The organism is Oribacterium sp. WCC10 (assembly GCF_900113415.1).
Lineage (GTDB): Bacteria > Bacillota > Clostridia > Lachnospirales > Lachnospiraceae > Oribacterium.
In genome coordinates this window covers 51,113-64,907 of the sequence record NZ_FOPH01000002.1, presented here as the reverse complement: position 1 = coordinate 64,907, position 13,795 = coordinate 51,113, and the positions used below count along the sequence as shown (strand labels likewise).

The 13,795-nt window shown below is 40.8% G+C and carries 9 protein-coding genes and 1 pseudogene; all 10 read right to left on the bottom strand.

Annotated features, from left to right (window positions below; all coding sequences use genetic code 11):
* Nucleotides 1-182 precede the first annotated feature (182 nt).
* On the bottom strand, nt 183-1,829 hold the full coding sequence (locus BM294_RS01630; RefSeq protein WP_091204280.1) for a bifunctional metallophosphatase/5'-nucleotidase: 1,647 nt from the start codon (nt 1,827-1,829) through the stop codon (nt 183-185).
* Nucleotides 1,830-1,960: 131 nt separating this feature from the next.
* A complete protein-coding gene (gene phnE / locus BM294_RS01625) occupies nt 1,961-2,770 on the bottom strand; it encodes a phosphonate ABC transporter, permease protein PhnE (protein ID WP_091204278.1) in 810 nt (269 codons plus the stop codon).
* 12 nt (nt 2,771-2,782) lie between these two features.
* Nucleotides 2,783-3,604 carry a phosphonate ABC transporter, permease protein PhnE gene (phnE, locus tag BM294_RS01620; RefSeq protein WP_091204277.1) on the bottom strand — a complete coding sequence of 274 codons (822 nt, stop codon included), beginning with the start codon at nt 3,602-3,604 and terminating at the stop codon, nt 2,783-2,785.
* Nucleotides 3,601-4,353, bottom strand: coding sequence for a phosphonate ABC transporter ATP-binding protein (gene phnC / locus BM294_RS01615; RefSeq protein ID WP_091204275.1), 753 nt, complete (start codon nt 4,351-4,353; stop codon nt 3,601-3,603). Before phnC ends, phnE (BM294_RS01620) begins: the two co-directional genes overlap by 4 nt.
* Before the next feature lie 291 nt (nt 4,354-4,644).
* On the bottom strand, nt 4,645-5,769 hold the full coding sequence (locus BM294_RS01610; RefSeq protein WP_091204274.1) for a phosphate/phosphite/phosphonate ABC transporter substrate-binding protein: 1,125 nt from the start codon (nt 5,767-5,769) through the stop codon (nt 4,645-4,647).
* Nucleotides 5,770-6,257: 488 nt separating this feature from the next.
* Nucleotides 6,258-7,022, bottom strand: coding sequence for an amino acid ABC transporter ATP-binding protein (locus tag BM294_RS01605; protein ID WP_091204272.1), 765 nt, complete (start codon nt 7,020-7,022; stop codon nt 6,258-6,260).
* 115 nt (nt 7,023-7,137) lie between these two features.
* Nucleotides 7,138-7,788, bottom strand: coding sequence for an amino acid ABC transporter permease (locus tag BM294_RS01600; protein ID WP_242944397.1), 651 nt, complete (start codon nt 7,786-7,788; stop codon nt 7,138-7,140).
* A gap of 412 nt (nt 7,789-8,200) precedes the next feature.
* On the bottom strand, nt 8,201-9,112 hold the full coding sequence (locus BM294_RS01595; protein ID WP_091204269.1) for a DUF3881 family protein: 912 nt from the start codon (nt 9,110-9,112) through the stop codon (nt 8,201-8,203).
* A gap of 215 nt (nt 9,113-9,327) precedes the next feature.
* Complete coding sequence (gene gdhA, locus BM294_RS01590; RefSeq protein WP_091204267.1) at nt 9,328-10,662, bottom strand: NADP-specific glutamate dehydrogenase; 1,335 nt, start codon at nt 10,660-10,662, stop codon at nt 9,328-9,330.
* A 475-nt stretch (nt 10,663-11,137) separates the two neighbouring features.
* Nucleotides 11,138-13,738, bottom strand: a pseudogene (gene adhE, locus BM294_RS01585) (bifunctional acetaldehyde-CoA/alcohol dehydrogenase); the annotation flags it as partial.
* Between the last annotated feature and the right edge of the window lie 57 nt (nt 13,739-13,795).

The following is a 13,795-nucleotide window of genomic DNA, read 5'->3' as shown; positions in this document are numbered from 1 at the left end:
AATTATATAATCAAAAAACTCTTCGTACCGTTCAAAAATATACATCGAAAAAACAAATTATATGTTCACTCAAAAAGGGTGGTCACTATAAAATGACCACCCTAAAATAATTCTCTTAACATTGAATGAAAACCTAATAATCTGTATTTCCTTATGGAAATGCTGATATAATCAGTGTTTCCTCAGAATATTATTTCGAATCTATAGTTATCCGGGATAGACAGTTTAGGATGCTTTCTGATGTAATCAACAAGAAGATCCTGAACATTATCTGCACCGCTATACACCGTCTTTGCCTTTCCAATCATCTCATATCCACCCGTTCCTGTAGATCTGTAGTTAGAGGTAACCAGTCTGTACTTTTCACCTGAAACAAGTTCACTTCCATCAAGCTTTCTCATACGCACCACACGGTCTCCTACCGGGCGCCTAAGATCAAAGGCATAATCAAGACCTGCATAGAAATCATAGTTATAATGCTCTATCTTAGGCTTCATAAAGACATCAGATATATACGGCTTACCATTCTCATCCAGTTCAAGATACTCTGCACATCTTTCAAGCGCCCCCTTAATTATCTCAGCTGTTACTTCTTTCACAACTGAAGTATTGGCAAATGTATATGCAGCATAGACGTCTCTTATACTTACCTTCTTTTTAAAGCCTGTCTCCTGATTTCCAAGACTCGTACACGAGAAGTCTGCATCAACAGATTCAAGCTGTACCTGATTAAAAAGTGCCGCCACCTTGCTTCCATAAAGCGCAACAGAAAGTTTTGATTCCGGCACTATCTCTTCATCAAATTCACCAACCGGCTTATCAAGCCACTCATTAGTTCTGTATTCTACTGGCATAACCATCTGCTTAACCGATTCAACCGTTTCATTTCCGACATTAACAAGTTCGGAAGTACACTTAAGCTTCTCCCCCTCTGTATACTCAGCCCGAAGTGAAATATACTGTTCTGCATTAGCAGGAGGCTGAACGCTCCAGGTATCTGACAAATCTATTCCGGATACAGGCATATGCTGATGACCTGTAAGAAGTATGTCATATGAAAGATTTCTTGCAATCTCGCAGGCTACATTTTCTCTGCTGTCCGTAAGTTTCTCATGTGTGTTAAGATCCTCTTCATAACCGCCATGATAAATGCATACGGTTATATCACAGCCCTTATCCATCATTTCCTTATAAACTTTATCAGCAGACTTAAATGCATCCAAAACTCTTAGTTCAGTCAGATGTGCAGGCTGCTCCCAGACATTTACATAATCTGTGACTATTCCAGTGATACCTACTTTCAGACCATTCTTTAAAGTACATATAACATATCTCTTATGTTTTATTTCGCCACGCAAATCTTCAACATTGGCAATAAGAAGTGTTCCCTTCATGGCATTTACATAATCTCTGATAGCATCATAACCGAAATTGAAATCATGATTTCCCAATGTATAGAAATCAAGTCCCATTGCATTGAAAGCTTCTGCAACAGGATGGAAGTCAAAATCAGATGCATGATCAAGATAATATGTGATCATAGGTGTCCCCTGAAGACTGTCTCCACCATCAAGAACAAGCGTATCCGATTCTTTTTCAACATAAACATCTGACAAAAAACGAAGATTGGCTTCTATATCAGATAGTATACTTCTATCCTTTAACGTATTTTGATCATTCTCTTTATTTACAGAACTGACTATACCCCTTTTTTTAAGTTCAGCTGCAATATTCAAAAGACCACAAGGCTTCTCATTCCCTGTAGCATAATCAACAGGAAGTACCTTACCATGAGTATCCGATGTGAAATATATCTCAAATTTTTTCATAAACTGTCCTTTATATCCGAAAATATCAGCTCTTTAGAATCTCACCTCACAAAGAGCCAATGCTATATTTTGGGTTTAATTAATCCTCACATAAACAAAAAAGGCGGAGAAAAACTCTCCGCCATTTCACTTTAACCTCTGGTCAACTTGACACGAATCTTTGTACTGATCCACTCAACGAAAAGAACCAGAACCACAAGACCGATAAGTATAGAACCGGCTTCATTCCAACGATATGAGTTCATCGCAAAGATAAGCGGTGCACCAATACCTCCGGCTCCAACAAGACCAAGAACTGTAGCATCACGAAGGTTTATATCGAAACGATAGATCGCTGTAGATGCAAAATTCGGCATCAACTGAGGAAGTATACCATATAAAATCTTCTGCCAGGTTGAGCACCCCATAGCATCAAGAGACTCAAGAATCTTTGTATCCAGATCCTCAATAGCCTCAATATACATCTTTGATACCATACCAATTGATGTAACTGACATAGTCATAAGACCGGCAAAAGCTCCCGGACCTGTCACTCTGATGAACATAAGACCATAAACAAATGCCGGAACGGTACGAATGATCATGATGAGTATACGCCCTATAAAGGCAATCGGCTTCGGAGCCAGATTACTTGCTGACAGAAACGCCAGAGGAATTGAAAAAACAGCTCCCACAACAGTACCCATAAATGCGATACAGATTGTTTCAAGAAGAAGATACGGAACTCCCTCCTTTGTCAGATTAAAAAGAAGCTTTTGATCCGGATGAACGATACCATTCAGTATGTTCAATGCCATCTTTCCACCGTTTGTGGTAGTTCCAGAAGACTCCATAGCACCTAAACTCCAAATAAGAAGCCCGATAACAACTATTGCTATAGCAAGATTCCATATCCAGTCCTTTGGACGACTCTCATATGCCTTTATTATTCTTTCATTCATACGAGTACCCCCTTAGACCAGCTTCTTACGAGCCCATCGACTCACTGACTCAATAATAAATACAGTTATAAACAGAACAAGAAGTATCATACCTACATTCGGATACTCTCTCCAACCCAACTGCTCGTTCAGGATAAGACCTATACCACCCGCTCCTACGTAACCGAGTATGGCAGCATAACGAACATTACCCTCGAAGTTGTAAAGGCTGTTTGAAAGGAATGCCGGCATAACCTGAGGAACTATAGCATGGATGAATGCTCCGGTTCTGGAGAATCCCATTGCCTCCATAGCTTCAAATGCACCCATATCCACAGTCTCAATCTCCTCATACATGATCTTTCCGATATATGAAAATGAGAAGACCGCAATAGCAGTCGTTCCGGCAATAGTACCAAGTCCGAAAATAAAAGTTGCTATCAGTGCGCTTACAAGTGTAGGTAATGTTCGAACAATACTGAACATAAGTCTCATAGCAGCAACAATCACTCGATTCTTGCAGATATTGGTTGATGCAAGCATAGCAAACGGTATACACAGTATAGATCCCAATGCTGAACCGAGAAGTGACATCTTGATAGTATCAAGCATAGGAGTCACTATTGAACTAAAATATTTAGGCTCAGGCGGAAACATACGGCTGAGAATAACAAAAAACTGACTGCCTCTTTTGGCAAGTATGGTTGGATCAAATCCCGTAATCCTTATTGACAGGATACTCATGAAAAGGATAACGATCACATAGATCGGAGCTCTGGAGCGCTTCTGAAAGATTTCCTTTCCATTTTCCAGAGCATACTTTTTCGGCGGGAAGAGTTTATCGTATATACTCATACTTCTTCCTCCTGTCCTCCCATATAAATCTTATCAAGAATTTCCTTATCAACCTTATCTGAAGGACCGTCATAAACAATCTCGCCTGCACGGATACCGATAACTCTTGTGCAGTACTTAAGAGCAAGGTCTACATGATGAATATTTATAAGGATACTTATCTTCATATCCTGATTGATACGCTTGAAGTCATCCATAACCTGATTGGCTGTTACAGGATCAAGAGCTGCAACAGGCTCATCAGCAAGAATAATCTGTGGATTCTGCGCCAGAGTTCTTGCGAGAGCAACTCTCTGCTGCTGTCCGCCTGACAACTGGTCTGCACGTACAAATGCCTTTTCAAGGATGCCAACTTTATCAAGAGCTTCAAGAGCCTTCATCTTCTCATTTTCATTGTAGATACCGAAAAGTGAACGATGCCATGGCATATCAGGTACAAATGCAGTAAGAACATTCTTTATAACTGTAGTACGTGTGATGAGATTAAAGGACTGGAAGATCATACCTATCTTTCTGCGGAAACGACGAAGGCTTCTTCCTGAAAGTGACATTACATCTGTTCCGTCTACAGTAAGACTTCCGCTTGTAACATCATGCATACGATTGATTGTACGGATTAATGTAGATTTACCGGCTCCTGATAATCCGATAATTGCCACAAACTCACCCTGCTCAATTTCAAGGTTGATATGCTTCAGCCCCTCGTAGCCATTAGGATATTTCTTCCCTACATCTTCAAACTTAATCATTATTTTTTCCTTTTCTGTTATGAACTATATGAATGAGTAAAAACAAACTCAATGTTTCATGTGAATGTTTAATAACTTAAGCATTCACATAGAATATCGAATTCATCATGCTTATTTAATGCTGCGCTCTATATCATATATGAGCCACAAAAACAGTCAAGTATTTTGTTAAAAAAGAAGTCCGCATGAATGCATGCATTCAGCGGACTTCCCAAAATTTATTGATATGTACCGCTATTCATCGAAATGTTTTGAGAAAACATCGATAAAGCACATAACCATCAGTAATTATCAGTTCTGACCAAGACGAAGTGCCTTGATAAGGTCCTGAGCATCACGTGCAGAATCATAGTCAGAATCATTAGCCTCTACATAACCCTTGTGGCTGTAAATTGCAATAACTTCCTTACCCTCTTCTGTATTACCGATATTGATCATAGCCTGCTTAAAAGCAGCCTTGAAATCCTCGTCCATCATTACTGTTGAAACCTTGGAACCTGAGATAGTATCGTTGTAGATTCCCTCTGTTACACCGATAACATTGGTGTCATCCCATACAGAATTCTGCATAGCATAATCTGCATTCCATTTCTCTTCATAATCGCGACGCGCATCAGCATATGTGCAAAGAACATCAATCTGTCCCTGTGCAAGACGTGCAAAAGCAGTACCATATGAATCACACTCTACAACGTGTGTAAGATCTGTGATGTTCTTTCCAAAGTTCTTCTGAATCCAAAGCGCCGGATATACATAACCTGCCGGAGATGTAGGTCCCATAACACCCCAGTTAAGACCATCAAGATCTTCCCATGTAAGCTCTTCACCGTTATTTACCTTATCAGCTACTGCCTTACCGGCCTCTGATGGTCCTGCAACGATAAGTGCACGATAGAATGTAACCTGATTTTCTGTTGGCTTTGTAGGCTTCTGGTCATTCCAATCCTTTGCACTGTCACTATCTATAGAAAGTCCATCTCTTGTTGCTGTAAGGAGAACCTCAGCATCATCATCATAAAGGATATATGTGTTACCTGGAATGAATCCAACGTCGATTGTTCCTGCAGCAAGACCCTCACCAACAGCCTCAAAACTTGTACCTACAGTGATGTTTACATCCTTGATGTTGTAACCAAGTGGAGCCATCTCCTTCTTGATCATCTCCTTAAGAGGTTCTGTTGCTGTAACGATCTCATCAGGCTCACGTGATGGAACGAATGCAACATTAAGAACATCGATGTCCTTAGCATCAGCAGCGGCAGCTACTGTTGTCTCTGCAGCACTCTCTCCTGCAGCGGCTGTTGTTGCTTCGGCAGCTGTCTCAGCTGTTGTTGCAGAAGTTGATGATGAACCACAACCAACAAGTGCAGATGCAGCCATAGCAGCAGCAAGAAGTAAAGAAATGGATTTTTTCATATTTTCCTCCTCGATTGAAGCATAAGCTTCTTCTCAAATAATTCCAGCAATAATGCTGTCTACCAAAAAACCTTAGAAAGTATATCCGAGGTTTCTCAAAGTAGCAATAGATTACAGATAAATTATATAAAAAAAAATTCACTTTACCATAGTCTTCAGTTATGAATTAGAAAAAATTTTGGAATACTTAAAATCTACTCATGTTTTGAGTTATCCACAGATTTTTACACTATTCCACATTCGGATTCTCCAGTTCAACTAAAAAAAGGTGTAATTCTTTGCGAATTACACCCCTTTGGCTTTATTACTTGCCTTTTATATACGATTTATCAACATTTTTACACTATAAAACCTACCCCTTATGTATATTACACGCTGTTTATCCACATGTATGGCCGGAGTTTTACACATTTATACACATCGGATAAGTTTTTACACATGCATCATTGCAACTGTCTAAACCTTTTAAATCCGCTTCATTATCCTTATCAGAGAATATCTTTGTATCTTCCAAGAAACAATTGCATTCTTTCATTCTCCGAACTGAATACTTCATCAGCAGATCCCTGTTCAACTATAACTCCATCAGCCATAAATATGACTTTATCCGATATATCACGTGCAAATGCCATCTCATGTGTGACTATAACCATGGCTATATGAAGATCCTTAAGTGACTTTATGACTTTAAGCACCTCTCCTGTCAGTTCCGGGTCAAGTGCACTTGTAGGCTCATCAAAGAAAAGTACTTTAGGGTTGAGTGCAAGTGCTCTGGCTATGGCAACTCTCTGCTGCTGACCTCCTGATAATTGGAAAGGATAGTAATCAGCCTTATCAAGAAGTCCCATTTTATCAAGCAGCTCTTTTCCTGTCTTCTCTGCCTCTGTCTTTGATTTCTTCTGAACATTGATAACGGCATCAGACACATTCCGTAATACATTCCAATGAGGAAACAGATTAAACTGCTGAAATACAAGTCCGTATACAGATTTAACTTGCTTAATTGTTTTTTTATCAGCATAAACCGATTTGCCATCAGCATTGTTCTTTGCTATCACGGTATCTTCGTACTTTAGTATTCCTGAATCCATAGTTTCAAGAAGAGTTGCACATCTCAGGAGAGTCGACTTCCCCGAACCTGATGGTCCGATAATGGAAACTATTTCACCATCCCCTACTTCTATGCTTATATCTCTCAGAACCTGGAGATCTCCAAAGCTCTTCTTAACGTTTTTCATTTCCAAAAGATTCATATAATTATTCCCCGAAAATTTCTATTCTATATAAATAATGTCCGGCTTCTTTTGCATTAAATCCTGCCTGCACAAATGACACTTCACTTAAACATTATGTTGCCGGTGTTTAGAATCACTTATAGTAGTCCAGCTTCTTTTCAGCCTTGTCCATAATCAAGGCAACTATAAAGTTGAATACATAATAGAACACTCCTGCAACTATAAGCGGAGTCATTGAAGTCTGGCTCGATGACAAAGCCTTGGCCTTCGTGAACATCTCCATAACAGAAATAGAAAATGCTAGTGAAGTATCCTTAACCAAAGTTATGACTTCATTTGTAACTGAAGGAAGTATACGCTTGATGACCTGAGGAAGAATAATCCTGAAAAATGTCTGCGCCCTGCTGTATCCGAGTATATCTGCTGCTTCATACTGCCCCACCGGCATAGATTGAATTCCTGATCTGTAAATCTCAGCAAAATACGCAGCATAATTGATTATAAATCCGATGTACACCGCAGAATTTCTATATGTAGGATTTAACTTTAAATTAAAAAGGTAGTAGGGACCATAATACACAACAAAAAGCTGAAGCATCAGCGGTGTGCCTCGCATAATTGATATATATACTTTTGTGAGCCCACTGATTGTTCCGTTCTTAGACATCCTTCCAAAGGCAATAACAAGTCCCAACGGAAGACTGAACAAAAGCGTAATTGCAAAAATCTGTACCGATACTCCCAATCCTTCTAATAATTGTATTACGATCTGCGAAAGTGCCACAGTTAATCCTCCAGTCTGTGTCAAATTATCCTCCACCTCATTATGGGGATATATCCTAGTATAATATAATCCTATCATACTATTACGGATATTTTCTGATTATACATAACACTTTAACGAGATGCAATGATAAACTGATGAATCACTTTTTTTAATTGATCCCTGCTCATCTTTTACTGCCCACGAGATATGATAAAGTTGTGATAATAACCTAATCATAGCTTTACACCAAAAATAAGTGCAGCTGTAAGAATCCTGCTTTTGGTGAGCATATCACACTCTAACAACTACAACTTTTAAGGAATTAAAAAGGCCGTCAGAGTAAACACTCCAAGACGGCCTTAACCTTCATATATAAACAGAATACTGAAATAAATAACAACTGGTTCCAAACATATAACACAGACTTGATTCAATTGTCCGCATCCGGCTGATCATCAATACTATCTTCCACAAACTCAATATTTCCCTGCATCCAGATCTTTCCTTTAAACCTTCTTCCAACAGCAGGAACTCCAACAAGATCTGACTCATTAATAGCAACATGGAATATACAGTCGTTACAACTGATTTTCATATCAACCACATTTTCATGGGTATAAACATTTTCCTTAACCCGCAAGGATATGATTTCTCCAAGTATCGAATAAATATCACACTCAACACCTGTAGGCATAAAACTGGTTTCAACAACACTGTACAGATCCTCTGTAAGCATGCGATGCTGTGCTTCATTAAACATATTAATATCCGTTTCGGTTAGGGTATCGATAGCTTCCTGATCTCCCAGACGTGCCGCCTCAAACAATCTTCTTCGCTCATTACTCTTACGCTTTAGAACTTCAGGATCCTCTTCCTTCTTTTCTATAGGAAGAAGAATCTTGCCTTCACTTGCAAGTCCGGTTAAAAACGCCTGTCTTGCTTTAAGCTGAAGCTGCATCTTTACAGCTTCACGAAGCTGCAAAGAATTGGTCACATAAAAGATAAGTGTGATACCGGATCTGAAATCCTCAAGAACACCTGCATAAGTTTCCTTTTCAAGATGTCTCTCTACCGAACCTGCCTCTGTAAGGGTACCGTCATATGATCTCATATATGGGAAATAATAGTTCCTGTGGAATACTCCATCAGCGGTTCTTTCACCCACCACACAAATTCCCATTGATGGCGCTACCGGAAGCTGATACTGTTCTATAACAGAACCCTCAGTACCATTAATCACCAATGTCTTATACTTATCATTCACTGCCCTCTCTATGAGGGGCTCAAGCTGCATATCTGTATGCAATTTTGAAAAACCGATTGTTCGCAGAAATTTATGCATCAATACCTCTTAACTGTCAGTGTAAATAACTACCGACAAAAGCAAAATCACCCGGAACTGTATATAAGCCTGCCACCTGAACTGACTTATGTAACAAAGAAAGCCAGATGATCGTACCATCTGACTTTCGTATATTACTATAAGCATTTATCAATTGCAAGCAACATAAATCCCATTATGTAGTATGCCCCTGAAAAATAATCGAATATTTTGTTTTATACAAGACCCTGAGCAAGCATAGCATCAGATACCTTCTCGAAACCTGCGATATTGGCACCTACTACGAAATTACCTTCAAAGCCATACTTCTTTGCCGCTGAAGCAACATTCTTATAGATATTAGCCATGATATCCTTGAGCTTACCGTCAACCTCTTCAAATGTCCAGCTCAGTCTCTCAGAATTCTGAGACATCTCAAGTGCAGAAACTGCAACACCACCTGCATTGGCTGCCTTTGCCGGCATATAAAGAATCTTTGCTGCAAGATATGTATCAATGGCATCAGCATCTGATGGCATGTTAGCGCCCTCTGCAACTGCCCAGCATCCGTTTGCAAGGAGCTTCTTTGCATCCTCACCGTTTACCTCATTCTGTGTTGCACAAGGAAGAGCGATATCACACTTAACACCCCAAGGTCTCTCACCCTCATGGTACTCTGAACCCGGAACACGCTTAGCGTACTCGCTGATTCTTGCTCTCTCAACCTGCTTGATCTGAACAAGAACATCAAAGTTGATTCCGTTAGGATCATAGATATATCCGTTTGAATCAGAGCATGTTACAACCTTTGCGCCAAGCTCTGTTGCCTTCTGAATAGCATACTGCGCAACATTTCCTGAACCTGAAACAGCAATTGTTGCTCCCTGGAGAGTCTTACCTGCTGCCTTTACCATCTCGTCTGTAATGTATACGAGACCGTATCCTGTAGCCTCAGGTCTTGCAAGAGAACCACCGAAAGAAAGACCCTTACCTGTAAGAACGCCTTCATAAAGACCTGTAAGTCTCTTGTACTGTCCGTAAAGGTATCCTACCTCACGTCCGCCAACACCGATATCACCTGCAGGAACATCTGTATCCTTGCCGATATACTTGAAAAGCTCAGTCATGAAGCTCTGGCAGAAACGCATAACCTCTGCATCTGACTTGCCATGAGGATCAAAATCAGACCCACCCTTACCGCCTCCGATAGGAAGACCTGTAAGAGAATTCTTAAGAATCTGCTCCATTCCAAGGAACTTAAGAATAGACTGGTTAACTGAAGGATGGAAACGAAGGCCTCCCTTGTATGGTCCGATGGCTGAGTTGAACTGTACTCTGTAACCTAAGTTTACATGATTCACACCCTTGTCATCTGTCCAAGGCACTCTGAAAGTTATGATTCTCTCAGGCTCAACAAATCTCTCAAGGAGAGCATTCTTTCTGTAAAGTTCCTCGTTCTTCTGAACGATAGGATCAAGAGAATCAAGAATTCTCTCAGCAGCCTCAAGGAACTCCGGCTCGTTTGGATGTTTAGCCTTTAAATTTTCAAATACTTCTGCAACATAAGACATAAGATTTTCCTCCTTCAGGAAATAATTCTTAATAAAAAAATCCGGTGCCAGGACAGACTACGCCCTCTTTTCCTGAAAGGCGCCCCCATTGGCTCCGAATCTCTGTGTTTAACAAAGCCACTATATCACGTTATAACTATAGAGTAAACCATAAATACCTGATATATCCAAATAATATACCAGCCAGTATCCACTCTATGAATAAGCTTTATTCTACGAAAAATATCTACTGAGTTTACACATTACCTATCCTAAATACATACAATAAAGGAAGGTATATGAATAAAAATTCACATACCTTCCATATCATGAACTTGTTGCCACAAGGTTCACTATTTTTAATATATATGTACTCTACAGCAAATATATAAGACTTCAGGAATGTCCATTTATATCACGTCTTACGCAATCACTCTGTATATTCCTTTACACACCCCATGATCTCAACAGGAGTCTTCTCATTCTTCTCATACTTCTTGCCATAAAATGCAAGCTTATACATCTCCTTAAGGTCAGAGATGAGCGGATAACGAGGGTTGGCACCTGTACACTGGTCATCGAAAGCATTGATGCTCATATCATCAAGGGTCTTTAAGAAATCCTCCTCAGTTACATTGTAATCCTGGATTCTTTCCTTAACACCTACAGCCTTCTTAAGCTCAGTGATTTTCTCGCAGAGTTTCTCAACAGCTTTTGCATCGTCAGCTTCATTAATGCCTACAAAACGTGCACATTCTGCATATCTCTTCTGTGTATGAGGATACTCATACTGAGGGAATGTTCCCATCTTTGGTGGCTGTTCTGAAGCATTGTATCTGATCACCTCTGTGAGAAGCAGTGCATTTGCAAGTCCGTGAGGAATATGATGGTATGCACCAAGCTTGTGAGCCATGGAGTGGCAGATTCCAAGGAAAGCATTGGCGAAGGCCATACCTGCCATGCAGGAAGCATTAGCCATCTCATCACGTGCCTTAATGTTTGTCGGCTCGTTATAAGCTATTGGAAGGTACTCAAACACTCTCTTCATAGCCTGAAGTGCAAGACCGTCTGTATATGGTGAAGCCATCATGCTTGCGTATGCCTCAAGAGCGTGTACAAGTACGTCGATTCCGGATGCAGCTGTAAGTCCTCTTGGCTGTGTCATCATGTTGTCTGTATCAACAATGGCAATGTTTGGAAGGAGCTCATAGTCAGTGATAGGATACTTTGTTCCTGTCTCCTCATCTGTGATAACCGCGAACGGTGTAACCTCTGAACCTGTTCCTGAAGATGTAGGGATAGCTATAAACAGAGCCTTCTCGCCCATCTTAGGGAACTGGTAAACCTTCTTACGGATATCGATGTAACGCATAGCCATGTCAGCGAACTTTACTTCAGGATGCTCATAAAGTACCCACATGATCTTTGCTGCGTCCATTGCTGAACCACCGCCGAATGCGATGATGGTATCAGGATTGTAGCGTGCCATCTGCTCAGCACCCTCTGTTGCATTTGCAAGTGTAGGATCCGGCTGAACATGAGAGAATACTCTGTAGTCGATTCCCATCTCATGAAGCTTATCTGTTATAGGCTTGATGTATCCTGCCTGATCAAGGAAGGAGTCTGTTACCATGAACACCTTCTTCTTATCGTAAACGTCCTTAAGCTCACTGAGGGCTACAGGCATACAGCCCTTCTTGAAATAAACCTTCTCAGGTGTTCTGAACCAGAGCATATTCTCTCTCCTCTCTGCAACTGTCTTGTAGTTTAAAAGATGCTTGATACCAACGTTCTCAGATACGGAGTTTCCGCCGTAAGAACCGCATCCCAGTGTAAGAGAAGGAGCAACCTTAAAGTTGTAGAGATCACCGATTCCACCATGTGAAGACGGCATGTTAAGAAGTATTCTGCAGGCATGCATTGCTACTGCGTGCTTATGTATCTTCTCAGTCTCTCTAGGATCGATGAAGATTGATGCTGTGTGTCCAGGGCCTCCGTCCATGAGAAGAAGCTCTGCATTCTTAATTGCAGCATCGAAATCCTTAGCCTTGTACATTCCGAGAACCGGTGAAAGCTTCTCGTGTGCAAATGGCTCTGCCTTTGTGTTGTCGGAAACCTCTCCGATGATTACCTTCTTGTCGTGAGGGATCTTTACTCCGGCAAGCTCAGCAATCTTCCATGCAGGCTGTCCAACGATCTTGGCATTGAGGGAGCCGTTGATAATGATGGTCTTTCCAACCTTCTCACGCTCCTCCTTGTTAAGGAAGTATGCACCTCTGTACTCGAGCTCTTTCTTTACCTTATCGTAAACGTCTGCAACAACGGTTATTGACTGCTCTGATGCACAGATCATACCATTATCAAATGTCTTTGAATGAAGGATAGAGGAAACTGCCATCTCGATATCGGCTGTAGAATCGATGATACATGGGTTATTTCCTGCACCAACTCCGAGAGCCGGTGTTCCGGATGAATAAGCTGCGTTAACCATTCCCGGTCCACCTGTAGCAAGGATGCAGTCAGCATCATGCATGATCTCTGATGTCATCTCCAGTGAAGGCTCATCGATCCATCCGATGATGTTCTCAGGTGCACCTGCTGCAACTGCTGCGTCAAGTACGATCTTTGCTGCAAGGCTTGTACACTTCTTTGCTCTCGGGTGCGGGCTGATGATGATACCGTTTCTTGTCTTAAGGCAAAGTAATGTCTTGAAAATAGCTGTTGATGTAGGGTTTGTTGTAGGGATAACGGCAGCGATAAGTCCTAAAGGCTCAGCAACTGTCTTTGTTCCGAATGCAGGATCCTCATCGATAACTCCGCAGGTCTGTACATTCTTGTATTTATTGTAGATATACTCAGCTGCGTAGTTGTTCTTTATAACCTTATCCTCAACTACGCCCATTCCTGTTTCTTCTACAGCCATCTGCGCAAGCTCTATACGCATCTGGTTTGCAGCCGTAGCTGCTGCATTGAATATCCTGTCTACCTGCTCCTGACTGTATGTCGCAAACTTCTCCTGTGCTTCACGCACTACCTGGATCTTTGCTGTCAAAGTATCCATATCCATTACTACAGCCGGATTTTTAACTTTACTCATGTGATTTCCTCTTTTCTGTGGCAACAAAATTTCTGAAAACAACACCCACATATTTCT

Bases quoted from the DNA above. Each gene is read 5' to 3' on its own strand.
- BM294_RS01595 (WP_091204269.1), bottom strand. From the start codon at position 9,112: ATGCATAAATTTCTGCGAACAATCGGTTTTTCAAAATTGCATACAGAT.
- phnE (WP_091204277.1), bottom strand. From the start codon at position 3,604: ATGAGTATATACGATAAACTCTTCCCGCCGAAAAAGTATGCTCTGGAA.
- phnC (WP_091204275.1), bottom strand. From the start codon at position 4,353: ATGATTAAGTTTGAAGATGTAGGGAAGAAATATCCTAATGGCTACGAG.
- gdhA (WP_091204267.1), bottom strand. From the start codon at position 10,662: ATGTCTTATGTTGCAGAAGTATTTGAAAATTTAAAGGCTAAACATCCA.
- BM294_RS01630 (WP_091204280.1), bottom strand. From the start codon at position 1,829: ATGAAAAAATTTGAGATATATTTCACATCGGATACTCATGGTAAGGTA.
- phnE (WP_091204278.1), bottom strand. From the start codon at position 2,770: ATGAATGAAAGAATAATAAAGGCATATGAGAGTCGTCCAAAGGACTGG.
- BM294_RS01610 (WP_091204274.1), bottom strand. From the start codon at position 5,769: ATGAAAAAATCCATTTCTTTACTTCTTGCTGCTGCTATGGCTGCATCT.
- BM294_RS01605 (WP_091204272.1), bottom strand. From the start codon at position 7,022: ATGAATCTTTTGGAAATGAAAAACGTTAAGAAGAGCTTTGGAGATCTC.